The organism is Pseudarthrobacter sulfonivorans, from assembly GCF_031454915.1.
Lineage (GTDB): Bacteria > Actinomycetota > Actinomycetes > Actinomycetales > Micrococcaceae > Arthrobacter > Arthrobacter sulfonivorans_C.
Genome location: NZ_JAVDRS010000004.1, coordinates 124379 through 149481, shown reverse-complemented (window position 1 = coordinate 149481; position 25103 = coordinate 124379). Strand labels below are relative to the sequence as shown.

The 25103-nt window shown below is 67.4% G+C and carries 21 protein-coding genes and 1 pseudogene; 8 read left to right on the top strand and 14 right to left on the bottom strand.

Annotated elements, in window-relative coordinates; all coding sequences use genetic code 11:
• Positions 1-81: 81 nt before the first annotated feature.
• The gene (locus tag J2808_RS11020; RefSeq protein ID WP_309815960.1) at positions 82-816 is read right to left on the bottom strand and encodes a FadR/GntR family transcriptional regulator; all 735 of its coding nucleotides are present in this window, start codon (positions 814-816) and stop codon (positions 82-84) included.
• Between the two features lie 190 nt (positions 817-1006).
• Here J2808_RS11020 and J2808_RS11015 point away from each other — a divergent pair, with 190 nt between their 5' ends.
• Both J2808_RS11015 and J2808_RS11010 read left to right on the top strand, forming a co-directional pair.
• Entirely contained in the window at positions 1007-1552 is a 546-nt protein-coding gene (locus J2808_RS11015) for a gluconokinase (protein WP_309815955.1), read from the top strand.
• A gap of 63 nt (positions 1553-1615) precedes the next feature.
• A complete protein-coding gene (locus tag J2808_RS11010) occupies positions 1616-3019 on the top strand; it encodes a GntP family permease (protein WP_309815952.1) in 1404 nt (467 codons plus the stop codon).
• 11 nt (positions 3020-3030) lie between these two features.
• On the opposite strand, the gene J2808_RS11005 is transcribed toward J2808_RS11010, so the two are convergent.
• The 3 genes and pseudogenes from J2808_RS11005 to J2808_RS10995 all read right to left on the bottom strand — a co-directional run bounded on the left by J2808_RS11005 (position 3031) and on the right by J2808_RS10995 (position 4524).
• The gene (locus J2808_RS11005; protein WP_309815949.1) at positions 3031-3978 is read right to left on the bottom strand and encodes an NAD(P)-binding domain-containing protein; all 948 of its coding nucleotides are present in this window, start codon (positions 3976-3978) and stop codon (positions 3031-3033) included.
• A complete protein-coding gene (locus J2808_RS11000) occupies positions 3975-4145 on the bottom strand; it encodes a hypothetical protein (RefSeq protein WP_309815946.1) in 171 nt (56 codons plus the stop codon). The genes J2808_RS11005 and J2808_RS11000 overlap by 4 nt, the downstream gene beginning before the upstream one ends.
• Positions 4145-4524, bottom strand: a pseudogene (locus tag J2808_RS10995) (TfoX/Sxy family protein). Before J2808_RS10995 ends, J2808_RS11000 begins: the two are co-directional and overlap by 1 nt.
• Positions 4525-4705: 181 nt before the next feature.
• On the opposite strand from J2808_RS10995, the gene J2808_RS10990 reads away from it, so the two are divergent.
• The 3 genes from J2808_RS10990 to J2808_RS10980 all read left to right on the top strand — a co-directional run bounded on the left by J2808_RS10990 (position 4706) and on the right by J2808_RS10980 (position 8018).
• Positions 4706-5524, top strand: a complete 819-nt coding sequence (locus J2808_RS10990; protein WP_309815942.1) for an SDR family NAD(P)-dependent oxidoreductase — start codon at positions 4706-4708, stop codon at positions 5522-5524.
• A gap of 192 nt (positions 5525-5716) precedes the next feature.
• Positions 5717-7156: an amino acid permease gene (locus J2808_RS10985; protein WP_309815936.1), complete on the top strand. Its 1440-nt coding sequence runs from the start codon at positions 5717-5719 to the stop codon at positions 7154-7156.
• A gap of 94 nt (positions 7157-7250) precedes the next feature.
• Positions 7251-8018, top strand: a complete 768-nt coding sequence (locus J2808_RS10980; protein WP_309815933.1) for an IclR family transcriptional regulator — start codon at positions 7251-7253, stop codon at positions 8016-8018.
• On the opposite strand, the gene J2808_RS10975 is transcribed toward J2808_RS10980, so the two are convergent.
• Complete coding sequence (locus J2808_RS10975) at positions 8015-8812, bottom strand: IclR family transcriptional regulator (RefSeq protein ID WP_309815930.1); 798 nt, start codon at positions 8810-8812, stop codon at positions 8015-8017. The genes J2808_RS10980 and J2808_RS10975 overlap by 4 nt on opposite strands.
• A gap of 125 nt (positions 8813-8937) precedes the next feature.
• Here J2808_RS10975 and mmuM point away from each other — a divergent pair, with 125 nt between their 5' ends.
• On the top strand, positions 8938-9972 hold the full coding sequence (mmuM, locus tag J2808_RS10970) for a homocysteine S-methyltransferase (RefSeq protein WP_309815927.1): 1035 nt from the start codon (positions 8938-8940) through the stop codon (positions 9970-9972).
• A gap of 16 nt (positions 9973-9988) precedes the next feature.
• Here mmuM and J2808_RS10965 read toward each other — a convergent pair whose 3' ends face one another.
• Both J2808_RS10965 and J2808_RS10960 read right to left on the bottom strand, forming a co-directional pair.
• Positions 9989-10606, bottom strand: coding sequence for an FMN-binding negative transcriptional regulator (locus J2808_RS10965; RefSeq protein WP_309815924.1), 618 nt, complete (start codon positions 10604-10606; stop codon positions 9989-9991).
• 4 nt (positions 10607-10610) lie between these two features.
• The gene (locus J2808_RS10960) at positions 10611-11588 is read right to left on the bottom strand and encodes a DMT family transporter (protein ID WP_309815922.1); all 978 of its coding nucleotides are present in this window, start codon (positions 11586-11588) and stop codon (positions 10611-10613) included.
• Between J2808_RS10960 and J2808_RS10955 the strand changes: the two genes are divergently transcribed.
• Entirely contained in the window at positions 11587-12999 is a 1413-nt protein-coding gene (locus tag J2808_RS10955; protein ID WP_309815918.1) for an aminotransferase-like domain-containing protein, read from the top strand. The two genes, J2808_RS10960 and J2808_RS10955, sit on opposite strands and share 2 nt — an antisense overlap.
• Before the next feature lie 16 nt (positions 13000-13015).
• Here the strand turns inward: J2808_RS10955 and J2808_RS10950 are convergent, their stop codons facing one another.
• Entirely contained in the window at positions 13016-13567 is a 552-nt protein-coding gene (locus tag J2808_RS10950) for a dihydrofolate reductase family protein (RefSeq protein ID WP_309815915.1), read from the bottom strand.
• A gap of 234 nt (positions 13568-13801) precedes the next feature.
• Here J2808_RS10950 and J2808_RS10945 point away from each other — a divergent pair, with 234 nt between their 5' ends.
• A complete protein-coding gene (locus tag J2808_RS10945; RefSeq protein WP_309815912.1) occupies positions 13802-14332 on the top strand; it encodes a hypothetical protein in 531 nt (176 codons plus the stop codon).
• Between the two features lie 40 nt (positions 14333-14372).
• Here J2808_RS10945 and J2808_RS10940 read toward each other — a convergent pair whose 3' ends face one another.
• The 6 genes from J2808_RS10940 to J2808_RS10915 all read right to left on the bottom strand — a co-directional run bounded on the left by J2808_RS10940 (position 14373) and on the right by J2808_RS10915 (position 25098).
• Complete coding sequence (locus J2808_RS10940) at positions 14373-15281, bottom strand: GGDEF domain-containing protein (protein ID WP_309815910.1); 909 nt, start codon at positions 15279-15281, stop codon at positions 14373-14375.
• Complete coding sequence (locus J2808_RS10935; protein ID WP_309815907.1) at positions 15278-18703, bottom strand: hybrid sensor histidine kinase/response regulator; 3426 nt, start codon at positions 18701-18703, stop codon at positions 15278-15280. The genes J2808_RS10940 and J2808_RS10935 overlap by 4 nt, the downstream gene beginning before the upstream one ends.
• Positions 18704-18797: 94 nt before the next feature.
• The gene (locus J2808_RS10930; RefSeq protein ID WP_309815904.1) at positions 18798-20126 is read right to left on the bottom strand and encodes a rhodanese-like domain-containing protein; all 1329 of its coding nucleotides are present in this window, start codon (positions 20124-20126) and stop codon (positions 18798-18800) included.
• Between the two features lie 66 nt (positions 20127-20192).
• Positions 20193-22331, bottom strand: a complete 2139-nt coding sequence (locus tag J2808_RS10925) for a putative bifunctional diguanylate cyclase/phosphodiesterase (protein WP_309815901.1) — start codon at positions 22329-22331, stop codon at positions 20193-20195.
• 173 nt (positions 22332-22504) lie between these two features.
• Positions 22505-23881: a UDP-glucose dehydrogenase family protein gene (locus J2808_RS10920; RefSeq protein WP_309815898.1), complete on the bottom strand. Its 1377-nt coding sequence runs from the start codon at positions 23879-23881 to the stop codon at positions 22505-22507.
• The gene (locus tag J2808_RS10915) at positions 23878-25098 is read right to left on the bottom strand and encodes a glycosyltransferase family 4 protein (protein ID WP_309815895.1); all 1221 of its coding nucleotides are present in this window, start codon (positions 25096-25098) and stop codon (positions 23878-23880) included. The genes J2808_RS10920 and J2808_RS10915 overlap by 4 nt, the downstream gene beginning before the upstream one ends.
• Positions 25099-25103: the final 5 nt, after the last annotated feature.

Genomic DNA, 25103 nt, shown 5'->3' with positions numbered 1-25103 from the left:
GATTTCTCCCCGCCCCCACCGTGACCCCGTAAGCCCGCACAGGGAACCGTGGGCCTGGGCGGAGCTCAGCCACCGGAATGGCTAGTGCAGGCCCATCGCGTTCCGGACCTCATTCAGAATGTGGTGGACGGCCGTCTCCGCCATCACGGCATCACCGCGGGCCACGGCCGCAGCAACATCCTCGTGGGCCTGCAGGGCTTCGTTCCGCGGCTTGAACGGCATCAGTCCCTGCTGCGTGCGGCTGGTCAGCACCTCGGCCACCATCCCTTCCAGCGACGCGAACATCTCATTGCCGCAGCTGTGGAGCAGCAGACGGTGGAACTCGATGTCCACCGCCAGGAACGCCCCAAGGTCGCCGGCCTCGCCCAGCCGCCTCAGCTCGGCGGCCAGGGCAACCAGCCTGGCCCGTTCAGCGGCGCTCGCCCGGCGGGCAGCGCCGGCTGCGGCGATGGGTTCGACGGCGATGCGCAGCTCCGTGAGGCTGCTGTACTGGATCTCGCGCCGGTCCGAGGCGAGCCGCCAACGCACCAGTTTGGGGTCAAAAACGTTCCAGAGTTCGCGTTCCTGCACCACGATGCCCACCCGCCTGCGCGAATAGACGAGGTTCATGGATTCGAGGACCTTCATGGTGTCCCGCGCAACGGTGCGTGAAATCCCGTACTCGTGCTGGAGGCCCTCGAGCGTGAGCCGGCTTCCGGGAGGAAGGCTTGAGGACGCGATCGCTATACCCACCGCCTCGAGAACGCGCTCGTGCATCGCGGGGGAGGACCCGCCGTCGTCCGCGGTATCCGCGCCCTGTACTGTCGCCGTCGACATTGTTCCCGCCTCTCCTGCGCCGGAGCGCTCTTACAGGTTACCTAACGCGCAGCAAAAGGTATGACTTGTGACACTCAAAGATAGTATCTGTGGAACGAAATGGTGATACCTTATTTTCCGGCGCACTTCAGTGTGACGTGTACGACGAGCTTCTTCCCTAAGCCAAAGACGTCTTCTTCGGAGGTAAACAATGCAGTATCAAGCCACACATCTGGTGGTCATGGGCGTTGCCGGATCCGGCAAGTCCACCATCGCCGCAGCCCTCTCCCAGCAGCTTGGCTGGGCCTGCGCCGAGGCGGACGAATTCCACCCGCAGTCCAATATCAGCAAAATGACCCAGGGCATTCCCCTGCAGGACGAGGACCGCTGGCCCTGGCTGCAGGAGATCCGGGACTGGATGACCGCCCAGGCGGCGGCCGGCCACAGCACTGTGCTCACCTGCTCCGCGCTCAAGCAGACCTACCGCCGGCTCCTCTCAGAGGCGCAAGGCCGCGTGCTGTTCATCCACCTCGACGGCGGCGCGGACCTGATCAGCCAGCGCATGCAGGGCCGCGAGGGCCACTTCATGCCGCCCACCCTCCTCCCCAGCCAGTTGGCCACCCTGGAACCCCTGACCGGCGATGAACTCGCCGCCGGCAGCCTCCGCCTGGACATCTCCCTGCCCCCGGAGGAGATCGTCGCCGCCGTCATCGCGGTCCTCAAGGTTTCCGCGGAACCCGCGGCCAGCGCCTCCTGAACCCGGGCCCGCTGGGCCGCCCCGTTTTTCCCCAACCCCTAAGTTCTGTTTCAAAGGAGAACCATGACCATCGAAGGATGGACCCAGACGATGGGCGCAGCCCCCCTGCTGCTCATCGCCGCGGCCGCAATCGTCGCCCTGCTGTTCCTGATCATCAAGCTCCGGATGCATGCCCTGGTTGCGCTGATCCTGATCAGCCTCGCGACGGCATTCGCCACCGGCATCCCGGCCAACAAGGTGGTGCCAGTGCTGATCGACGGCTTCGGGACCACCCTTGGCACCGTGGCACTCCTGGTGGGCCTGGGTGCAATGCTGGGCCGCATTGTGGAAACCAGCGGCGGCGCCAAGGTCCTGGCCGACTACCTGATTGGCATCTTCGGCGAAAAGCGGGCCCCGTTCGCCCTCGGCCTGGCGTCCCTGATCTTCGGCTTCCCCATCTTCTTTGACGCCGGGCTGGTGGTCATGCTGCCCGTGGTCTTCGCCGTGGCCCACCGCCTGGGCGGGGGAGTGCTGCGCTACGGCCTCCCCGCCGCCGGTGCGTTCTCCGTGATGCACATCTTCCTGCCGCCGCACCCGGGCCCCGTCTCCGCCGCCGCGTTCTTCGACGCCAACATCGGGTTGGTCCTGATCGCCGGCCTCATCACGGCCATCCCCACCTGGTACGTCACCGCGTACCTGTTCGGCCTGTGGACCGGCAAGAAGCTGGTCCTCCCGGTCCCGGAAATCCTTGGCCACGCCAGCGCCGAAGCCGAATCCCACCCGCCGCGGTTCCGCACCATTATCGGCCTGCTGCTCCTGCCGCTGGTGCTGATTTTCATCAACACCGGCCTGAACACCCTGGCCTCCTCCGGCGCCCTGTCCGAAACCGTCAAGAACGAGCAGTGGTTCCAGATCCTGCGCACCATCGGTGAAACCCCGGTGGCCCTGCTGATCGCCGTCCTGGTGGCCGTGTTTGTGCTCGGCGCCCGCCGCGGCAAGGACGCCGGCGCCATCGAGAAGCTGCTCGAATCCTCGCTCGGCCCGGTCTGCTCGGTCATCCTGATCACCGGCGCCGGCGGCATGTTCGGCGGCGTGCTCCGCGCTTCCGGCATCGGCGCAGCATTGGCCGACGTCCTGGGCGACCTCGGCATCCCCCTGATCCTGGCCGGCTTCCTGATCTCGGCCATCCTGCGCATCGCCCAGGGCTCGGCCACCGTGGCACTGACCACCACCGCGGGGCTCATCGCCCCGGCCGTGGCACTCGCCGGGCTGACCGGCATGCAGGTTGCTGCCCTGGTCATCGCCGTGGCCGCCGGCTCCGTGGTGGTCTCCCACGTCAACGACTCCGGATTCTGGCTGGTGGGCCGCTTCTTCGGCATGGATGTGAAGACCACGCTGAAGACCTGGACCGTCATGGAAACGCTCATCGGCGTGATGGGCTTCGCCATCGCGGCGGCAATCTTTGGGCTCGCCGGGATAGCGGGTTAGCGGGGCTGATCTCAGTCCTGAGCCCGGCCGCCAGCGATGTGCTCCGCAATGAACCTGGCGTCCGGGCCCACTCCGGGAAGAGCCGAAAGGTACTGGGTGAGCCAGGGGAATCCGACGGCGTACAGCCCGGACACCTCGGTGACGCCACGTGTATGGCGCGGATAATTCCACTCATCCAGCACGGGCATGTGGAGAAGGCTGTTATCCAACCCGTACCCGGTGGCCCAGATGACGGACGTGATGTTTTCGGCTGCCAGGTCGAGGCGCGGGCCTGACGTGTCAGGAAGCCAATCGTCCGGCGGGGGAGGTTCGGCCTCCGGTGCGCTGATGCCCGCCGCGGCGATGTAGGCGTCCGCCATCAGCTTCAGCCGCTGCCCAAACCCGGCCTCCACCATGGCCAGGCGCTCGGGGAGATCATCGCTGAAGATGAGATTGCCGTCGTCGGCTGCCTCCAGGTGCCCGTGCAGCCGGACGCCCCGGCGTCCCAGATCCCGCAGGCGGATGGTGTGCCCGCCGTCGTTGCCCGAAAGCAGCGGATTGCACATAAATCGTGCGGCCGGCGAAGGAAGGTGGTCTGTCATGAGGCCATTGATGCCATGTTCCGGGCCGTGCAGGTTGACCTGCATGATCCAGTGGAAGACATCCTGGCCGCGGTATCGCCGGGGCGCTTCCGGGCACATCGATACGGACAGGTGTACCTCACGCCCGGCGTCGAGCAGGTCCTCGGTGATCTGGCCGCCCGACTGGCCCGTCCCCACCACCAGGACAGCGCCGCCGGGCAGTTGCTGCGGATTGCGGTAGTGGTGGCTGTGCAGCTGACGGACATGCTGTGGAATGCTCTCTGCGGCCGCGGGGACGCGGGGCTGCTGGAAGGCGCCGTTGGCCAGCACCACGTTCCGGGCCAGACACAGGCCCTGACCTGTCCCCACCTCAAAGTGGCCGCCAGCGTTCCGTGTCACCCGGGTGACCTCGGTTTCCAGCTGGACGGGCGCGGCAATCCTTGCCGCGTAGGAAGGTGCTCCACACCGTTGTGCGTGAGCCAGTAACTCATGGCCAGGCCGGCCTGGCCGGCCCCGATCACCAGCGTGTCCGCCTCGCGGGGCGTGCCGCCATCGGGGGAGGGCATTACGGCTTCTTCGCGGCCTTGGATTTGGGCTCCTTCGGCGGGAGCCCCGCGACGTACTCAAACGCCTTCTCCGCCCAGGCCCGTGCCCGCGCGTCGTCGCCGTCACCCTCGGCGTTCCACATTTCCGGCAGCCCGGTGTAGCCGCCCATCGGCCGCTCCGGCGGGCCGAACGGGACAGTCCGCTCTGTGCTTTCGAGCTCCTGCTTGTCGGCCTCGGCGAGCTTGACGCCGATGGTTGGCCGAACAGTCCGGCGAACATGTTGCCGTTGACGAAGGCGCCCAGGTTGCCGAACATCGGCTTGATGGTTACGTCCGGGCGGTCCGGCATGGCTGCGCGGAACCGCTCTTTGTCCTCGTCGGACGCCTTGGGCATTTCCATGGTGGTCCTCTTCCTGCTTGGCCTTGTTGTCCCTTTGCAGGATATGCCCGGGTCATCGGCGGGTACAGGTCCGGGGCTGGGACAGCGGCGGTGCTGCCGGGGAACGCTGGCGGCTCCGCCGTCGTTGTGCCAGAGGCAGCGTGTTCCACCCGAGCGCTGAATCCCAAGCAAAGGACACCCCTTGACCTCTCGCACCATCGTGATCACCGGCGCCAGCGACGGCATCGGCGCGGCAGCCGCACGGACACTGGCCGAGGCAGGGGACCGGGTGGTCGTCGTCGGCCGTTCCGAGCAGAAAACGCAGGCCCTCGCCAAAGACCTGAACGCCGACTACTTCGTGTGCGACTTCGCCGAACTGGACCAGGTCCGCACGCTCGCCGCGCAGCTGCGGGACGACTACGAGCGGATCGACGTCCTGGCCAACAACGCCGGCGGCATCATGGGCAAACATCAGCTCACGGTCGACGGCCACGAGGCCACGTTCCAGATCAACCACCTAGCGCCGTTCCTGCTCACCACAGAGCTCATGGACGTGCTGACTGCCAGCAACGCGAAGGTCATCAACACCGCCAGCGGCGCCAACAACTTCGGCAAGCTGGACCTCTTCGACCTGAACGCGGAGCACACCTATTCCACCAACCGCGCGTACGGCACCGCCAAGCTCGCCAACATCCTCTTCACGAGCGAACTCCACCGCCGCTTCGGCGAGGAGGGAATCACGACGGCGGCGTTCCACCCGGGCGTGGTCCGCACCAACTTCGCGGCGGACTCCACCAGCCCCATGCGGCACGCCTACAAGACCCTGCTCAACCGCTTTATGCTCACCCCGGACCAGGGCGCCGATACCCTCCTCTGGCTCGTCAACGGCACAGCCGGCACCGACTGGATCTCCGGTGCCTACTACGCCAAACGTGCTCTGGCCAAGGCCAACGCGCAGGCCTACGACGCCGAGCTGGCGCAGGGTCTGTGGGAGGCCAGCGAAGCGCTGGTGGCCGGCTGAGTTTCCATCCGGTAGCGGGTCACCCGGGGTAACAAGCGTGCAATATGAACAAGTGGGCATGATTTTAACGAGCGAAATTCGGTGATTGTGCTAATTTCTCTCTGTTGACGTGCATATCTTCGTGACCCGGGACGGGCAGGGGAGTGCGCCCATTTGCCGCACACCTGCTGACCACCCCTCCTGGAGACGCCCGTGGAATCCCCATCACCCCTGACGCTCGACGCGACGCCCGCCGGGCCAGCGCCGGCCCAACCCGGGCTGCGGAGATCCATGGGCGCCAGGCACCTGGTGATGATCGCGATGGGCGGCGTCATCGGGTCCGGCCTGTTCCTCAGTTCGGGCTACACCATCTCCCAGGCCGGTCCGCTGGGCGCGGTGCTCGCCTACCTGGTGGGCGCGTTTGTGGTCTACCTGGTTATGGCGTGCCTGGGTGAGCTGGCCATCGCGTACCCGGTGTCCGGCGCGTTCCACATTTATGCTGCCCGCTCCATCGGGCCCGCCACCGGCTTCGCCACGGCCTGGCTGTACTGGCTGTGCTGGGCGGTGGCCATAGGATCAGAGTTCACTGCGTCCGGTCTGCTGATGCAGCGCTGGTTCCCGGACGTTGATGTGTGGGTCTGGTGCCTGATTTTCGCTGCCGTGCTGTTCGGCTTCAACGCGGTGTCCGCCAAGTTTTTTGGTGAGTCCGAATTCTGGTTCGCCATCATCAAGGTGAGTGCCATCATCGGCCTGATCGTCCTCGGCGGCGCCGCGCTGTTCGGCTTCCGTCCACTCAGCGACGGCGGCAGCCACCCGTTCCTCTTCGAGAACTTCAATACGGCGGGCGGTCTGTTCCCCAACGGCTTCACCGGCGTCCTGGTCACCGTGCTCGCCGTGTTCTACGCCTTCTCCGGTTCGGAACTGATCGGCGTGGCAGCGGGCGAAACCAAGGACCCTGCCACCAGCATCCCCAAAGCCATGCGCACCACGGTGATCCGGCTGCTGATTTTCTTCGTCGGCGCCATCGCCGTCATAGCGGCGACCATCCCGTATACCGAGGTGGGGCTGGACAAGAGCCCGTTCGTCACGGTCTTCTCCGCCAACGGGATCCCGTTCGCGGCAGACATCATGAACTTCGTCATCATCACCGCGCTGCTCTCCGCCGGCAACAGCGGCCTCTTCTCCTGCGCCAGGATGCTCTACTCCCTGGCCGACGAGGGCCACGCGCCCCAGGCCTTCCGGCGGCTCACGCGCCACGGCATCCCGCTGATCGCCCTGTCCGTGAGCATGGTGGGCGGCATCGCGTCGCTAATCAGCAGCGTGGTGGCCCCTGAAACGGTGTACCTGGTGCTGGTATCCGTGGCTGGATTCGCCGTGGTGGGGGTGTGGATGTCCATCACCGCCTCGCACTATTTCCACCGGCGCGCCTTCGTGCGTGGCGGCGGCGACGTCTCGGCCCTGGCCTACAAGGCCCCGCTGTTCCCGCTGGTGCCCGTCCTGGCGTTCACCATGTGCGTCATCTCGCTGGTGGGCATCGCCCTGGACCCCAACCAGGTGGCCGCCCTCTACTTCGGCATCCCGTTTGTTGCAGGCTGCTACGCGTACTTCTACTTCCGGCACGGCCGCAAAAGGTCGACGGCGGCAGTCCACTAACCGGCCCCGGGTCACCTGCGTAACCGCCCGGGTCGCCGTGGAAGAAGCCGTGGAAGAATAGGGCGTAGTCACCGGCCGGGAGGGGCAACAAAGCGTGGATTCGTCCGCTGAAGCGTCATCGCTGGCGCAGGGACTCCGGATTGTCCGGCTGGTGGTTGACCGGGAGAAACGCGGGCGGCAGCTGGTGGGCGTTTCCCAACTGGCCGCGGAGCTGGACATGGACCAGAGCCGTGTCTCGCGTCTGTCGCAGGAGCTGTGCGATCTGGGCCTGCTGGAGCGGGTGGACCGGGGCCCGTTCCGGACCGGGCCGCGGTACTTCAGCCTTGCCGCGTCGCTCAACACGGGCTGGGTGCGCGAAGCCAAGCCCGAACTCGAGTCGTTGGTTTCCGCCCTGGGGCTCCGGGCACGGCTCTCGGTCCGGGACGGCTACCGGGCCATCCTGCTACGCGCCTCCAGCAACGACGCCGGCCTGGGCAGTTTTGTTGCGCCGGGCATGGTGACGCCGGTCTGGTGCACCGGCGCCGGCAGGGCTTTGCTCTGGGACCACGACCTCCCTGCCCTGGAGCTGCTGCTCCACGAGGTGAACTTCATCGGCGTGGGCGGCCCCGGCGCCGCGCACTCCATCGATGAGGTCCGGCAGCTGATGGCCCGCGACGTGGTGCGGGGCCACATCACCTGCGATGAGGAATTTGAGCACGACATCGTGGAACTCGCCGTTCCCATCCGTGACGGCGGCGGCAAAGTCCTGGCCGCACTCAGTGTGCTTGGACGCCGGGCCGAAGTAGGCGATGACGCTGCGGGTGTTGCCGCTGTCCTGCGCGGTGCCGCGGAGCGACTGGGCTCGTCCGACGACGCCCGCTAGTTCTGGCAGCTTTCCGGGGACTGGTTGCTGTCTCGGGGCACATAGCCAAGCCTGGCCTCAAGCCACAGACCCTGCTCCACAAGGGCCGCCGCGAACTCGGTCCGGCGCGGCTCCAGGCGTGCCCTGGTGCCCACGATCTGCAGCGCCGCCGCCACGTCGCCCTTGAAATCCCTGACGGGGACGGCCAGCGAATAGAGCCCCGGCTCTGCTTCCTGATCCACCACTGAGTAACCCCGCACCCGCGCCGCAGCCAGCCGCCCGAGGAAATCGGCGACGTCGGACGGGGTATTGGGGCCGTGCCGCACAAAGTCGACGCCGGCGAACACGGTCCGCACTTCGGCTTCCGACGACTCCCAGAGCGCAGCCTGGCCGGCGTCGCTGCAATAAGCGGGGTAGGGCCTGCCGAGCCAAGAGCCCACCAGGTTGCTGCTGGCCGGGACGCTTTCGCCGATGGTCACGGTGCTCGCGCCGTGCAACACCCCCAGGAAGCACCCCTCGTCGGTATCGCGGGCCAGCCGGTCCAGCGCCACGGCGCCGTCTGAGTGCAGCCGCTGCGCCGCCAGCTGCTGGGCGTCGGTCAGGATGGACCAGTCCAGGGTGTAGGTGCGCTCGCCGGTCCGGCCGAGTAAACCCTCCTGCTCACCGGTGCGGAGGTTCCGGGACACCTGGCTGCGGTCCTTGCCCAAGTCCGCGGCGATCCCCGCCACGGTGCCGCCCGGAAGCCCGGCATCATGCCGTGCACCCAGTGCCAGGATGGCCAGTATGCCACGGCCCATGCTGGAGGTTTTCGACATAGACGAGAGTCTAGTGGAGCTGCCCGGATCCAGGGCGGTCACACTTCGCCTTGGTCGCTAAAGACATTTTAAATTGCCTATGATGAACAATGCCCTTACCGCCGCCGATTCCCGGAGTACCTGCCATGCCCCGCAACACCACGCTGTCCTCCCTGCTGGATGCCGGAACCCATCTCATCGCGGACGGCGCCCTCGCTACCGAACTGGAGGCGCGCGGCTGCAGCCTGGATGACCCGCTGTGGTCGGCGAAGGTCCTGCTGGAACATCCGGAGCTGATCCGTGACGTGCACCGGGACTACTTCGACGCCGGCGCCAACGTGGCCACTACTGCCAGTTACCAGGCCACGCCCCTGGGGTTCGCGCAGCGTGGGTTTTCCGTGGACGCGGCACTGGAGCTGGTCAGGCTCTCGGTCCGGCTGGCGGAGGACGCCCGGCGCGCACACCTTGACAGGCACCCGCAGGCCGGGCCGCTTTTGATCGCCGGGTCCGTGGGCCCCTACGGCGCCTACCTCGCAGACGGCTCGGAGTACCGAGGGGACTACATCCTGGACGCCGAAGCCTTCAAGGACTTCCATCGCCCCCGCATCGCGGCCCTGGTGGAGGCGGGCGCCGACTTCCTGGCCTGCGAGACCCTGCCGTCCTTTGCCGAAGCAGAGGCGCTGCTGGCACTGACAGCGGATTTCGACGTCGAATCCTGGTTCTCCTTCTCACTGCGGGACGGCGCGCACATCAGCGACGGCACCCCGTTGGCTGCGGTTGCGGAGCTCTGCGGGTCCGAGCCACGCGTGGTGGCAGTGGGCGTGAACTGCGTGCCGCTGCACCTGGTCCCGGCCGCCCTGGCAGCCCTGGGCGGGGCGGGCTCGAAGCCGCTGGTCACGTATCCGAACTCCGGCGAAAGCTACGACGCCGCCACCAAGACCTGGGCCCCCTCCTCAGAGGGTGGCGCTGAAACCGTCAATGCCCAGCCGTCCGGCCTCGCGGCCGGAGCCGGTGCCTGGCGGAATCTCGGTGCCCGCATCGTGGGAGGCTGCTGCCGCACCACACCGCGGGACATCGCCGCCCTCGCCGCCAACCGGCCTGCACCGGAATGCGTAAGTTCTGGGCTTCCCGCCGAGCGTAGCCACCGCCAATCCGGGCCGCGGAATCTGGCCGGCAGCTAAGAGTTACGCATTTCGGTCAGCGGGCCCGCTCGACGTCGGCCGCGCTCTCCGACTGACCCCGCGCACAGAGCCCGGCCACCACGCCGTCGATGTCCGCGGCGGGCCGGTTCTGGCTCAGCTTGGTCTTCGACTCGATCCGGGTGATGCCCAGTTCAAGCCCCACGATGGCCCGCAGCTGCCCTGAGATGTAGCGCTCCGGCGCATCGTCCACGCTCCACGGGTGGTCCAAGCCGGCCTCGTTCACATCCGTGAGCCGCCGGACCTGGCCGGCGAGCCAGGCCGGGCTGTCGTGGACCACCAGCGTGCCGTACACGTGGGCCGTCGAGTAGTTCCACGTGGGCACCACCCGTCCGTGCTCGGCCTTCGACGCGTACCAGGACGGCGAAATGTAGGCGTCCGAGCCCTGGATGATCATGAGTGCTTCCCCGATCACAGGCTCAGACCACTGCGGGTTGTTGCGGGCCACGTGGGTGTGCAGGGCGCCGTGTTCGCCCACCGACGGATCGTAGACAAACGGCAGCAGCGTGGCGAGCAGGCCCCGCGAGGTCATGGTGACCAGGTTGGCGGCGCCCGGCCGGGTGAGGAGGTCCTGGACGGCGTCCGGACCTGCTGCGAAATGGGCTGGAATGTACATGGTGCTAATCCTTTGCAGGCTGGAGTGATCGTGTTGGGTGGAGGGCGGCCGGCAGGGCAGGCGCCGGCCTGAGCCGGACGCGGACCGCGGCACCGGCGCAGAGAATCACGGCGACGCCGCCAACGATGGTGGTCCACGTCAGGGCCTCGCCCAGCAGGAGGGCCGCCCAGCAGATGCTCAGCACGGGCTGGATGAGCTGGACCTGGCTGACCTGCGCCATGGGTCCAATGGCCAGGCCGCGATACCAGGCGAAGAAGCCCAGGAACATGCTGACCACACCGAGGTAGGCGAACGCCGCCCACTGGACCGGGCTGGCGGAGGGCGGCTGCTGCGCCACCGAAACCGCCACGAGCAACACCATCAGCGGCGACGCCAGCACCAGCGCCCACGACACGGTCTGCCAGGCGCCGAGCTCGCGGGCCAGCAGTCCACCTTCCGCGTAGCCGATGGCCGCGGCCACCACCGCACCGAGGAGCAGCACGTCCGCCCAGTGCAGCTGCCCGAAGCCGCCGGACTGCATGGACGCGAAGCCGATGGCTGCCAGCGCTCCGACGCCGGTGATGAGCCAGAACGCCAGCGGGGGACATTCGTGCCCGCGGAGGACTGCCGCCGTTGCCGTCGCGGCTGGGAGCAGCGCGATTACCACCGCGCCGTGGCTGGCCGGGGTGGTGGTGAGTGCGAATGAGGTGAGCAGGGGAAAGCCGACGACGACGCCGCCAGCCACCACCGCGAGGCGCCCCCACTGCGCACTGCGGGGGAGCCGCTGCCGGGTAAGTGCCAGGGCAAAGGCTGCGAGGATGGCGGCAACCACCGCGCGGCCTGAGCCGATGAACAGTGGCGCCAGTCCTGCGACGGCCACCTTGGTGAATGGCACGGTGAAGGAGAAGGCCGCTACTCCGACGAGGCCCAACCAGACTCCGGTGTGCCGTCGAGCGAGTACCACTGGCCGAATAATTGTAGTAGCGCTACTATTGTCTTTCATGAATAACGATAGCAGTTCCCGGATTGTGGCGCACCTGAAAAAATGGATCGCCAGCGCGGCACCCGGGTCCAAGCTTCCCTCCACCCGGTCACTGGTGGCCGAGCACCAGGCCAGTCCGGTGACGGTCCAGAAAGCACTGCAGACCCTCACGGCGCAGGGCGTGATCGAGAGCCGGCCCGGCGTGGGGACCTTTGTCCGTGCTGTCCGGACGGCGCGCCCGTCGGACTACGGCTGGCAGACGGCGGCCCTGCGGTCACCGCTGGCGCCGCTGCCTTCGGCGTCCAGCACCATGCGTGACGTCGCGAACAATGCCATCTCCTTCCACTCCGGCTACCCGGACCGCGAGCTCCTGCCTGAGCGGCTGGTGCGCGCCGCACTCACCCGCGCCGCCCGCAGCGATGCAGCCCTGTCCCGCCCGCCGGCCGCCGGGCTGCCGGAACTGCAGTCGTGGTTCGCCCATGAACTCGGTGCCTCGACGCCGGCCGGGACCACTCCGCCGAACCCGAGCGACGTCGTCGTACTTCCCGGCAGCCAAAGCGGACTCAGCTCCATCTTCAGCGCGCTCGCAGGCCGCGGGCAGCCGCTGCTGATGGAATCGCCCACGTACTGGGGCGCCATCCTGGCGGCGGCACAGGCTGGTGTCCGGGTTGTCCCGGTGCCCAGCGGGCCCGACGGCCCGGACCCGGCAGAGCTGGCCCGGGCGTTCGACGAAACCGGCGCGCGCCTGTTCTACGCCCAGCCCAACTACGCCAACCCCACCGGCGTGCAGTGGGCAGCGGGCCGCGGCGAGGAGGTCCTGGAGGTAGTGCGGGCGAAAGGTGCATTCCTGGTGGAGGACGATTGGGCGCACGACTTCGGCATCACCACCAGCCCCGTGCCCGTGGCCTCCCGCGACGATTCCGGCCATGTGGTGTACCTGCGCTCGCTGACCAAGAGTGTGTCTCCGGCCATCCGCATCGCCGCGGTCATCGCGCGCGGGCCCGCCCGTGAGCGCATCCTGGCGGACCGGGCCGCCGAGTCGATGTACGTCAGCGGCCTGCTCCAGGCGGCAGCGCTCGACGTCGTGACGCAGCCCGGGTGGCAGACGCACCTGCGCAGCCTCCGCCACCAGCTCCAGTCGCGGCGTGACCTGTTGGTCACCAGCATGCGAGAACACGCACCGCAGGCTCACATAGAGCAGGTCCCCAAGGGCGGGCTGAACCTCTGGGCGCGGCTGCCCGACGGAACCGACCTTGACCGGCTGACCCGCGACTGCGAAAGCGCCGGGGTCATCATCGCCGCCGGGCGCGAATGGTTCCCGGCAGAACCCGCCGGCGCGTTTATCCGCCTCAATTACTCGGGGTCCAACCCGGGCGCCTTCCCCGAGGGCGCCCGGATCATCGGCCAGGCTTTGGAACGGAACCGGGGCTAGCCACGTCGGGCGCCTGCTATTCGCCCAGCAGCCCGTAGGTGCTGACGATGTTGCCCTTCGTGGTCCGGTACTGGTCCTTCAGGCTGAGCCGCGTGGTGGGATCGCCGGCTTCAAACAAGTGCCGCCCACTGCCGGCCACCACAGGGTGGGTCATGAGGGTCAGCTCATCCAGCAGTCCGGCGAACAGCAGTTGGCGCACCACCGAGATGCTGCCCATCACGGCGATTTCGCCGCCGTCGCGCTGCTTAAGTCCGGTGACGAAGTCCTCCAGCGGACCCTCGATCAGGTGCGAGTTCTGCCACTCCAGCGGCTCCTTCAGCGTCCTGGAGGCCACGAACTTGTCCACGGAGTTGATGAAGCCTGCGAAATCCTGATCGGCGGACGCTGTGGGCCAGTAGCCTGCCCACTCCTGGTAGCTCACGCGTCCCAGCACCACGGTTTCCACGCGTTCCATCACAGCGGTCAGGGCCTTGCCCATGTCGTCGTCGAAGCTGTCGAACTGCCAGAGATTCGGTTCTGAGACCACACCGTCAATGGAGTGGAACAGGCCGGACGTGACTTTGCGCATGAGGACCTCCAGGTCGGGCTGATTGTGACTCCACCGTAGACCCTGATCGGGCTGTTGGGCACGGGCCGAGCCGGTGGTTGAGCCAGCCGAAACCCGGATTTAGACGAGCTCAATCACCGGCCAGGGTTATGTTCATCACCACTGCCTGCGTGTTGCGCAAATCCACGGCCCGGCAGCCCCATACTTATCTTTATGCGGCCTCTCGCCGCGCCCCGGCCAGGCAGGAGGAAATGCATGGAAACCCTGAAAAAAATCGTGAGCAACCAGTATTTCCCCGCCGCCGCGGTGCTGACGGCAGTAGTGCTGTTCTGGACCATCGCCATGTTCGGCGGACTTTCCCTGCTGCACAACAACCAGCCACCCATGGCCACGCTGACCTGGCTGCTGTTTGTCTATGGCGCGGCCGTCCTCACACCGCTGGCCGGCATCATCGCCGCCACGGATCTGATCCGCCGCTGGCGCCGCAACCGGCAGTACGCGCAGGTTGAGAGGGCACAGGATGCGGTGGCCCAGGACGCCGAGTACGGACTGGCACTGGACGAAATCGCCGTGGATGAGCCGGCGCAGGACGAAATTGTGCAGGACGAAACTGTGCCGGATGATTCCGTGCAGGACGAACCAGCTTCGGACGGACAGAACCACCAGCAGCCGGCGTCACCGAGGCAGTCCGCCCCGACGCAGCCGGTTCAGTACCGTCCGGCCACGCAGCACCAGCCCGCCAAAAAGCGGCCGGCCCAGGCAAAGCAGCGCAAGAACGCCGCTTAGTCCCACGTCGCCACCCCCGGCGGGCGCTCAGTCCGGCGGACTACAGCGCCAGCTCAACCCGGTTCCGGCCGGCCGCCTTGGCCGCGTACAGAGCGGCGTCCGCCTCGCCCAGGAGAGTCTCGGCGTCGGCCCTGTGCCCGGCGGTGAACGCGGAAATCCCGGCGCTCAGCGTCAGCCGCCCCGTGGGATCCCCGGAGTGGGCGATGTCCAGCTCCCGCACCGCGTCCAGCGCCCGTTCCATGGACGCCTTGGCGCCCAGTTGCGACTGGTTCGGCAGGACCAGCAGGAACTCTTCGCCGCCGTAACGGTACACGCCGTCGGTCTCCCGGGCCGTGCCCACCAGCGCCGCCGCCACCGTCCGCAGCGCGAGATCGCCCGCCTGGTGCCCGTAGATGTCGTTGTAGCTCTTGAAGTTGTCCACATCGCACATCGCCACGCAGTATTCCTCCGCGTACCGGTGGCTCCGGGCATGCAGCTGCTCCAGGTCCTCGGACAGCTTGAGCCGGTTGTTCAGGCCCGTCAGCGGATCCGTCCGGGCCTGCTGCGACAGCACTTTCCGGTAGTGCGCCAGGTCCGCGTGCAGCGTGGTGATCCGCAGCGCCACCAGGAGCCGCGCATGCAGGACAAACGGATCCAGCGGCTTGGTGACGTAGTCGTCGGCGCCGGCCTCAAGGCCGGCCAGCACATCATCCCGCGACCCCTGCGACGTCAGCAGCACGATGTACGTGTACAGGTCCGCCCTCCGCGCCCGGATGGCCCGGCACAGCGCCAGCCCGTCCATCCCCGGCATCATCCAGTCCGTGACCACCACGTCTGGCTGGTGCTGCAGGTACAGCGCCCACGCCTCGTCGCCGTCCGCCGCCGTCAGGCAGTCATGCCCGGAACGTTCGACGGCGGCCCTGGCCACCATCAGCGAGCCCGGATCGTCATCTGCCACCAGGACTTTCATTGCGTCACCTCCAGTGCTGCGTCCAGTTCCGCGTCCGCCGCCACCAGCTCAGCCTCGAGCCGGCTGACGAGGTGCGGGCCGGCGTCGTGCTTTCCGCTCCGTCCCATCTCCTCCAGCTCGCCGCACAGGGCGGCAACGGCAGTGGCTCCGATGTTGGCAGCCGCGCCCCTGAGGGCGTGCGCGGCCTGCGTCAGGGCCGGCCCACCACCGTTGTTGACCGCCGCTCGCAGCGCGGCGAGCCTTGCCGGGACGTCCTTCCGGAACGCCTCCGTGGCCGCCGGCAGCAGGCCCAGGCCGTCCTCGGGGCCAAGGCCGCGCAGGATAGCCAGCCGGTCCGGGTCCACTGACGGCGGCCGGGCAGCCGTCACGATATCCGTCGTGGCACCAGGGGCCGTACCTGTAGTGCCACCCGTGACGGCGAGCAGCTGGGACGCCCGCTCAGGAATCCAGCGGGTGAGGGCGGCGTCAAGCTCCGCGGCGTCCACCGGCTTTGACAAGTAGTCGTCCATGCCGGCGGCCAGGCAGCGTTCCCGGTCACCATCCAGGGCGCCGGCGGTCATGGCGATGATCGGGAGGCGGCTGTGCTTGCCGTCCCGGCTCCGGATGATCCGGGTTGCTTCGAAGCCGTCCATCACGGGCATGTGGCAGTCCATCAGGACCGCGGCGTACATGGTCTCTGCCGTTGCAGCCACGGCTTCGGCACCGTCGGCCACCACGTCCACCTCAAAGCCGAACTTGGTCACCGTGGCGCGGGCTACAAGCTGGTTGACCTCGTTGTCTTCCACCACCAGGATGCGGCCGCGGGACGGCCCTTGGTTCGTGGCCGCCGGCTGCGTGGCCGAAACGGAGCGCAACACGGCTGGCGCGGCATGTTCGCGGTAGGACATCAGCCGGATCAGGCGGTTGTAGAACTCGGAGCTGCGGACAGGTTTCATCAGCCACTCGCGGACACCGGCGCCGGCGATTTCCGCCGCGTTGACCTGCATGGTGGAGGTGAGCATGATCAGCTCCATGTCCGCCAACCCGGCGTCGGCCTTGATGGCGCGGGCCAGCTCCAGCCCGTCGGTGTCCGGCATGCACAGGTCCAGCACGGCGAGATCGAACGGCTCGCCGGCGGCGGTGGCTTCGCGGGCCAGGACCAAGGCCGACTTGGCGTCCGGAACCGCCTCCGGCCGCAGCTTCCAGCCGCGCAGCTGGGACTCGAGGACCAGGCGGTTGGTGGCGTTGTCGTCCACCACCAGCACTTTGAGCCCGGCGAGGAATCCGGGCGCCGGCACCGGATCGGTGGACGGCGGCGCCACCGGCAGCGGGATCCGGAACCAGAATGTACTGCCTTCTTCGGGGACGCTGGTGAGCCCGATCTCGCCGCCCATGGCCTCGGTAAGCCGGCGGCAGATGGCCAGGCCCAGGCCGGTCCCGCCGTAGCGGCGGGTGGTGGAGGCGTCCGCCTGCGAGAACGACTCGAACAGCCGCCCATGGTGGGAGGGCTCGATGCCGATTCCGGTATCGCGGACCTCAAAGTAGACCGTCGTGGTGCTCCCCACGGCAGCGTCTGGCGCCGTCTTCACGCGGATGGACACCTCACCGGACGCCGTAAACTTCACCGCGTTGGAGGCCAGGTTCAGCAGGATCTGGCGGATTCGGCCGGAGTCGCCCAGCAGCCTGGCCGGAACCTCGGGCTCGCAGTAGGCGATGAGTTCCAGGTTCTTGGCCTGCGCGGGTTCGGTCAGCAGCCCCGCCACTTCCTCCACGAGGACGCGCGGGTCGAAGGGCCGGACATCCAGGTCCACCTTGCCCGCTTCGAGTTTGGAGAAGTCCAGGATGTCGTTGATCAGGGACAACAGCGCCTCGCCGGCACCTTTAACGCCCTGCGCGTATTGTCTCTGTGTCTGGTCCAGTTCCGTCTCCAGGAGCAGTGCGGTCAGCCCCACCACGCCGTTCATGGGAGTGCGGATCTCGTGGCTCATGGTGGCCAGGAACTCGGACTTGAGCCGGCTGGATTCCAAGGCCGCTTCACGGGCCGCCTGCAACTCCTGCTCCTCGGCCCGGCGCAGGGTGATGTCCCGGGCAATGGCTGCGATGCCGCGGATGTTCCCTCCGTCACGGATGGGCGAGATGGTCACCGACACGGGGATGAGGGCACCGTCACGCCGCAGGTGTTCAGTTTCGAAGCTCATGGCATCACCGCTTTCCCGGAGCTGCTCGAACACCTCGTCACCTTCTGTGCTGCCCGGCGGCAGGAGGAAACGCACATCGCGGCCCACCGCCTCCGCAGCCGTGTAGCCGTACTGCTTCTCCGCCCCTGGATTCCAGCTGGTGATGATGCCGTCCGGCGTGGTGCTCAGGATGGCGTCCTTGGAGGAGTTCACGATGGCGCCCAGTCCCTCAAGTTCTGCGGTGCGGGCAGCCACCTCCTGTTCCAGACCGGTGGTCAAAGTGAGGTTTTCAATGATGATCAGCACCTGCCGGACCAGGACCAGCACAACGGTGACCCTGGCCACCACCAGCAGAAAGGTGCTCATTTCGTCAGCATGCGGGGCCGCCACCGTCACCAAGGCCACCAGGAGAGGCACATACGGGAGCAGTTCCAGGGCAAGCGCAAACGCCCTGCGGTCCGGTCGCGGGTTCTCCGCATAGGGGAGCAGAGGTGCCAGTGCAATCAGGAGGAAGGCGATGATCCAGCCCAGGGCGAGCGGTGAACCGGTGACCCCGGTGACGCCGTCGTGCGTTAACCTCACGTAGGTGCTGTCCGTGATGGTGAGGATCAGCAGGCCGCCGCCGAAGCAGAGCCACGGCAGCCGCTCGCCGGGTTGCCGTCGCATCCCCAGGACCAGCACCAGGGACGTGATGATCACATCCACCACCGGGTAGGCCATGGTGGTCAGCCGGGTCAGGAGGTCGCCCTCTGAGCTGATGGCCGGGCCCAGCGCCACGTACCAACTGACTGCCAGGACCGAGCCGGCAATCACTGCGGCGTCCAGCATTGACCGGACCATCCCCACCCGGGTGGTGCCGCCCGGTCGCTTAAAGCTGAAAAGCGCGACGGCGGCCGGCACCGAATAGCCCACGAAACCCACATCCGCGAGGGACGGGAAGGGGTACGCATGGTTGTTCGCGAGCCCGAAGTAGGTCCACACGGCCATACCGGCGCCCCAGACGTAGGCGGCGAACGCCATCAGGGTCCAGGCGCGCGCGTTCACGCCCCCGCGGCGTGCTGCCCGGGCGCAACTGCGGCCCGCCAGCGCGGCGGCCACAAGAATGGAAAAATCGCCGGCCACCATGGCCGCCGGAGTGCCGCTGTTGGCAGCAAGAAACAGTCCAAACAACCCCAGCACCACAACAGCAAGCGCCGTCAACCACACCCATGTGGCTTTGCTTCCCACCGTGGCCGAACGTTGCTCCAGGAGACCAGTCTGAGACACGCGGAGTCCTCCCCATCGGTGCGCCCTAGACCCTGAAACGCTGAGACCTGGGCCCGCCCGAGACCTGGGCGAAGACGCCTTCTTATGGTATCCCTCACACCTCAGGAAGGGGGTACTTCGCGTCCACATGTACAACGTTGCGGCCGGCACGTTGCAGCAGGCTCGCCGCCACCCCCGACCGATAGCCGGAGGCGCAGTGCACCCACACCCGCCCAGGCGGGATCTCGGGCGCCCGCAGCAGCAGCTCATGCAGCGGAATGTTCACCGCCCCGGGCTCGTGTCCGGCGTCGTACTCGTCTGCCCGCCGCACATCCAGCAGCACGTCCCCGGGGCTGCGCTCCTGCAGCCGGGTCCAGTCCACCCGGGGGTAGGACACGACGGCGGTGCCCGGGGCGAGTGCCGAGGGGTCGGTTCCGAGGGCGGCGTCGGGGGAGTCGATGCCTATGCGGGACAGGTCGCGGATGGCCATTTCGACGTCGGCTTCCGCTCCCAGCAGCGTGAGCTGCCGGTTCCACGGCAGGACCCAGCCAACGTAGGCGGTGAAGCTGGAGCCGCGGCCGTACTCGAAGCTCACCGAACCTTTCAGGTGGCTGGACGCGAAGGCCACCCGTCGGCGCACGTCCACCACCCACTCGCCGTCCGCCAGCCGGCGCGCAAGCTCCGCCGGATCAACGGACTCCGGAACGGCCAGGTCCGCCGGGCCCGGACCCTTCCGGTTGGCCGGGGCCATGTGCGCGTAGTACGACGGGTAAGCGGTGAGGTTGCGGATGAGTTCCTGCACAAAGTGGTCCTCGTCCGGGTCCGTCAGGGCATGGTTGTGGTGCTGTTGCTCGGCGATGGTGGACGATCGGGCACTCGATGCCGGACCGGACGAACAGAAGGACCCAAAGCCATGGGTGGGGTAGAGGGCAGCGTCCGGCCGGGCCTCGGCGGTGAGCCGGCGGACCGAGGAGTACTGGGCGTGAGTGAGCCTTTCGGTGTCGTCCGGAGTGACCAGATCCGTTCTTCCCACCGACCCGTACAGCAGGCTGCCCCCGGAAAACACCGCCTGTTCCTGCCCATCGGTCACCACGTAGCTGAGGTGGTGCTGGGTGTGGCCCGGCGTGGCCACGGCGGTGAGGGTGAGCCGGCCCACCCGGACCGTGCCGCCGTCGGCTATGGGCGTGCGCTCGAACTCGACGGCGTCCGCCCCGTTCACGAGATAAACGGCGCCCTGCGCGAGGGCCAGGACGAGGCCACCCGTGAGGTAGTCGTTGTGCAGGTGCGTCTCGGCCACGTGGGTGATCCTGACGTGGGCCGCCGCGGCGGCAGCCTCCACCCGGTCCGTGTCGCGCTGGGGATCGATGACCAGGGCCACCTGCCCGTCGTGGACCAGGTAGCTGCGGTCCCCGAGCTGCCGGGTTTCGATGACAACAACGTCCATGACTTTATTGTCCTCGGATGGACCGCTCCCGTACGCGTGGGCCGGATTCCCACGCGGCAGGAGTGCTTAGGCGGGGCCGGAGCGGCGCGCCAACGCGTAAAGCGCCTGTCCTGCGTTCTTCAGCGCGTGCTCCAAGCGGTCCGCTGGCTCCGGCTGCGAGAACAGGTAGCCCTGCAGCGAATCGCATTCCAGCCCCATGAGGTAGTTCGCCTGCTCGTGCGTCTCGACGCCTTCTGCCGTGACGGTCAGTCCCAGGCTGTGCGCCATGTTGATCATGGAGCTCAGAATGGGCAGGCGTTCGTCGCCGGTGCGCACCATGGAGACAAAGGTCTTGTCGATTTTGACTATGTCCACCGGCAGGTCCTGCAGCCGTCCCAGCGAGGAGTAACCGGTGCCGAAATCGTCCAGCGCCACCCGGGCACCGGCTTCCCGCAAACGGCTGAGCTGTTTGATCACGTTGCAGTCGGCGTCGAAGAACACACTTTCGGTAACCTCGAAAACCAGCTGGTAAACACCCACGCCGCACGTTTCGGCAAGCTTCAGGACGCCCTCTGCAAAGTCGAGCTCCTGCAACTGGACTCCGGAGACATTCATTGACAGCGACCGGGACGGGTCCTCGCACAGCCATGACGCCATATGCTTCAGGCTTTGCGCCATCACTTCGGTGCCGACGTCGTTGATGAGGCCACTTCGTTCGGCCAAAGGTATGAACACCGAGGGTGGGACGCGTTGGTTCTCGCGGTCCCAGCGTGCCAGTGCTTCAAACTTGACCACCCGGCCCATACGCGGGGACACGATGGGCTGGAAGTCCACGGAAATCTCACTCCGGCCAATGGCCATCTGGAGGCCGGCTTCCAGGTCGGTCCGCTCCACCAGGGCCGTCATCATGTCCGGGTGGAACCGCAGGAAACGGTTCTTGCCCGCCGCCTTGGCCGCATACATGGCGATATCCGCCTCGCGCAGCAGTTCCGAAGCGCCCCGGGCATCTCGGCCTACGGAGGCGAGCCCCAGGCTCAGGCTGGGCCGCAGCATGCTGCCCTCGATCGAAAACGGCACGTGCAGGCAACGGACAATACATTCGGCGATGGCGTCCGCATCGGGGCAGGCCGTCAGCAGCACCACAAACTCGTCGCCGCCCAGCCTCGCCACCACATCCGCGGTGGGGACGCAGCCCCGGAGCCGGCGGGCAACCTCCACCAGCATGTCATCGCCCGCATGGTGGCCGAGAATGTCGTTGACCTCCTTGAAATCGTCCAGGTCAAGCAGGAGGACGTCCACGGACTTGAGCCGCGGCTCTTTCAAGGCGGACAGGAGTTCAGCGTTGAACACCGCCCTGTTGGCCAGGCCGGTCAGCGGGTCCTTGAAAGCCATGACCCGCAGCTGCTCCGCCTGCACCGCCAAGTCAGTCAGGGCCTGCTCGGCCTGCTCCTGGGCCTTCCGGCGGGGGGTGACATCGCGGAAACTCCAGACCCGGCCCACAATCCGATCGCCCACCTTCTGCGGGCGTGAATACCGCTCGAACGTCCGGCCGTCAAGGAAATCGATGGTGTCGTGGCTTTCCGCGCTGGAGTCCTTGGTCAGCTCCTGGACGCGGGCCAGGAAAGATTCGGGGTCCTTCACCTGGCCGAGGATCACCCTCATGGCAGGTTCGTCTGAATCGGCCTTCATCAGTTCCGGCGGTATGCTCCACATCGTCAGGAACTGCTCGTTCAGTCCGGCGATCTTGCCCTCCGAGCTGATGACCAGGATTCCGTCGGCTGTTGACTCCAGCGTGGCGGTCAGAAGCGACATCGCCTCGCTCAGGTCAACGTCAGCGCCCTTCCGGTGCCCTGTGCTCCGGACCGAGACCAGCAGTACCTGCGAGCTGCCGTCGTCGAGCAGGGAACCGGCAATTTCGGCCGCGAACTCCGTGCCGTCACGGTGCAAGCCAAAAACCTCACGCGGCGGCTGCGGTCCATCGGGCTGATCCAACAGGTGTGCCCGGAGCAGCGCCGCCTCGTTGTGGAACCCCTCCGTCAGGAGCATCCAGTGGTTGCGGCCGGTCAGCTCATCACGGGAGTAGCCGAAGAGCTTGCTGGCCGCTGTGTTCGCCAGCAGGATGGTGCCGTCCGCGTCCAGGGCCAGGAGAGCGTCCGGGCCGGCATCCAGAAGCGCGTCGAAGGCAGGTGCCGCGAAGACCTTGTTTTGCCGCCTGGATCCCCCCATGCGCAACCACCCCCACGGACATCATAAAGTGCTTGCCAGGATCGCTGGGCCAAAATGCGTCACTTTTTGGGATGCCTCGGAAAAGACACAACCGGTAATCCGCGGTTTTGCCGGCCCACAGCGCAGGGACGGGGCCTAAAAGTGACGCATTCCGGTCAGGCCGGCCGCTGTACTCAGCGGGCCGTTGCCGGCAGTGTGACTGGCAATGCCGCCGGAGAGGTTCCCAGCCCGCGGACTACCCAACCCTCGGCCTGCCAGGCTGCAGCGTCCAGGACGTTCCGCGCATCCAGCACCACCCGGCGTCGGACGAGTCCGCCCGCAGCTGACGGGCACAGACGCCGGTATTCGTCCCATTCGGTGAGCAGCAGCACCAGCTCGGCCCCCTCCAGTGCACGTGATGCGGAGGCTTCAAACCGCAACTGGGGGTAGCGCAGCCAGGCGTGGTTCACGGCCTTCGGGTCCGTCACGGTCACGTGCGCCCCGGCTGCTGCCAGCCGGGCGGCGACGTCCAGCGCGGGGGAGTCACGGATGTCATCGGTCTCCGGTTTGAACGCGGCCCCCAGAATGGTGATGGCCCGGCCGGAAAGCGCCCCGCCGCACAATTTCGTGGCCAGGGACACGGTCCGGGTCCGCTGGCGGACGTTGATCGCGTCCACCACGCCCATCCAGTCATCGACCGGGTCCACGCCCAGTGCGGCGGCCTGGCTGCGGAGGCTGCGGATGTCCTTGGGCAGGCACCCGCCGCCGAAGCCCAGCCCGGCATGCATGTAGCGGTTCCCGATCCGCGGGTCCATGCCCATCGCATCGCTGAGTTCGGTAACGTCCGCCCCGGATGCGTCGCACAGTTCGGCGATGGCGTTGATGAAACTGACCTTGGTGGCCAAATACGCGTTGGCGGCCGACTTGATCAGCTCGGCCGTGGCGAAGTTGCACACCAGGCGCGGAATTCCGGCGTGCAGCAGCGGTTCGTAGACGGCGTCCAAGGCTGCCGTCACCGCACGCGGGGCACCTGTCTTGGGGTTGAAGGCGGCGGCCCGCCCGCCCTTGACGCCATACACCAGCCGGTCCGGCACCAGCGTGTCCTTCACGGCCGTGCCCTGGCGCAGGAACTCCGGGTTCCAGCCCAGCTGCACGTCCGGCCGCCCCGCCAGGACTTCGCTGAGCATGTCCACCGTGCCAACCGGCACCGTGGATTTACCGACGACGACGGCGCCCCTCGCCAGGTGCGGGAGCAGCGCCTCGGTGGCGGCCACCAGGAAGGTGAGGTCGGCGCCGTCGGACGTCTTGGACTGCGGCGTCCCTACACACAGGAAGTGGACCTGGGCACTGGCGGCAGCGGCGAAGTCGGTGGAGAACTTGAGGCGGCCGGTGGAGCGTCCGTCGCGGAGCAGTTCGTCCAGGCCGGGCTCAAAGAAGGGCGCCAGGCCGCGGCCCAACTGGTCCACCTTGGCTGCGTCCACGTCGATGCCAACCACCGTGTGGCCCATGGACGCGAGCGTCGCGGCGTGCACAGCGCCAAGGTAGCCGCAGCCGATCACAGATATTTTCACAGGGAGACTCCTCGTTTGGTTTCGACAGGCTCAACCACCGGACGGACAGGTGCCACCGGACGGACAGGCTCGGGCACCGGTTCGCCGGTGATCACCGAGAGGTACTGCTCCACCAGCAGGGCACACAACGCCGGCCAGGTCCGGTCCTGGACCGACGCGTGTGCGGCCGTGGCGAACGCCCGGCGCTTGGCGTCGTCGCCCATCAGGTCCATCACGTGGGCCCGGAACCCGGCGAGGTCCCCGGGCTGGTACAGCCAGCCGGTGCGGGAGTTTTCCACCAAGTCAAGGGGGCCGCCGCGGCCCGTGGCCACCACCGGGACGCCTGATGCCATGGCCTCCTGGATGGTCTGGCAGAACGTCTCGAACTCGCCGGGATGGACAAAGAGGTCGAAGGAAGCAACAGCCTTTGCCAGCTCCTCGCCGCCGAGGAATCCGGTGAACACCGCGCGAGGCAGGGCTTCGTGGAGGGCTGCCCGCTGCGGGCCGTCGCCCACGATCACAAGCTTGCTGTTTGGGACGGTGGCCAGGGCGGCGAGGTCCTCCACCTGCTTCTCGATGGCCAGCCGGCCGACGTACCCGATGATCCGCTCACCGCCGGGAGCCACGGAAGCCCGCCAGCCGGCGTCGCGCTTTTCCGGCGAAAACCGTGCGGTATCCACGCCGCGCCGCCACATGGCCACTCTTGGAATCCCGCGCCCGCGCAGCTGGTTCAGCGCGAACGTGGACGGCACCAGGGTCCGGGTGGCCAGCAGGTGGATGTTCTCCACACGGTTCCAGGCCCAGTTCTCCAGGAACGGCACGCCATACCGCGCGGCGTAGCTGGGTACCTCGGTCTGGTAGATGGCTATGGTGGGGATCCGCAACTGATGCGCGGCCTGCACTGCCCGCCACCCCAGGATGAACGGCGACGCCAGATGGACGACGTCCGGCGCGTAATCGGCAAGGATTCGCTTGACCCGATACACACCGCCCATCGCCACCCGCACATTGGTGTAACCCGCCAGCGGAACCGCGGGAACCCGGTGCACCTTCGCGCCGTGAACAACTTCGACCGGACCCACAAATTCTGCGACGGCATCAGCCACCGCATGGGTTGACGGGGCGATGACCAGGACGTCGTGACCCTGATCCTCCAGATGCTCAAGCACCCGCAGGATGGAGTGCGTCACCCCGTTCATCAGTGGCAGGAATGATTCGGCAACAATTGCGATCCTCACCCCTC

Excerpts from the sequence above, each read along its gene's own strand:
- J2808_RS11015 (WP_309815955.1), top strand. The coding sequence starts at position 1,007 with ATGCAGTATCAAGCCACACATCTGGTGGTCATGGGCGTTGCCGGATCC.
- J2808_RS10960 (WP_309815922.1), bottom strand. The coding sequence starts at position 11,588 with ATGAAAGACAATAGTAGCGCTACTACAATTATTCGGCCAGTGGTACTC.
- J2808_RS11020 (WP_309815960.1), bottom strand. The coding sequence starts at position 816 with ATGTCGACGGCGACAGTACAGGGCGCGGATACCGCGGACGACGGCGGG.
- J2808_RS11010 (WP_309815952.1), top strand. The coding sequence starts at position 1,616 with ATGACCATCGAAGGATGGACCCAGACGATGGGCGCAGCCCCCCTGCTG.
- J2808_RS11000 (WP_309815946.1), bottom strand. The coding sequence starts at position 4,145 with ATGCCCTCCCCCGATGGCGGCACGCCCCGCGAGGCGGACACGCTGGTG.
- J2808_RS10940 (WP_309815910.1), bottom strand. The coding sequence starts at position 15,281 with ATGAAAGTCCTGGTGGCAGATGACGATCCGGGCTCGCTGATGGTGGCC.
- J2808_RS10945 (WP_309815912.1), top strand. The coding sequence starts at position 13,802 with ATGGAAACCCTGAAAAAAATCGTGAGCAACCAGTATTTCCCCGCCGCC.
- J2808_RS10950 (WP_309815915.1), bottom strand. The coding sequence starts at position 13,567 with ATGCGCAAAGTCACGTCCGGCCTGTTCCACTCCATTGACGGTGTGGTC.
- J2808_RS10930 (WP_309815904.1), bottom strand. The coding sequence starts at position 20,126 with ATGGACGTTGTTGTCATCGAAACCCGGCAGCTCGGGGACCGCAGCTAC.
- mmuM (WP_309815927.1), top strand. The coding sequence starts at position 8,938 with ATGCCCCGCAACACCACGCTGTCCTCCCTGCTGGATGCCGGAACCCAT.
- J2808_RS10965 (WP_309815924.1), bottom strand. The coding sequence starts at position 10,606 with ATGTACATTCCAGCCCATTTCGCAGCAGGTCCGGACGCCGTCCAGGAC.
- J2808_RS10955 (WP_309815918.1), top strand. The coding sequence starts at position 11,587 with ATGAATAACGATAGCAGTTCCCGGATTGTGGCGCACCTGAAAAAATGG.
- J2808_RS10975 (WP_309815930.1), bottom strand. The coding sequence starts at position 8,812 with ATGTCGAAAACCTCCAGCATGGGCCGTGGCATACTGGCCATCCTGGCA.
- J2808_RS10925 (WP_309815901.1), bottom strand. The coding sequence starts at position 22,331 with ATGGGGGGATCCAGGCGGCAAAACAAGGTCTTCGCGGCACCTGCCTTC.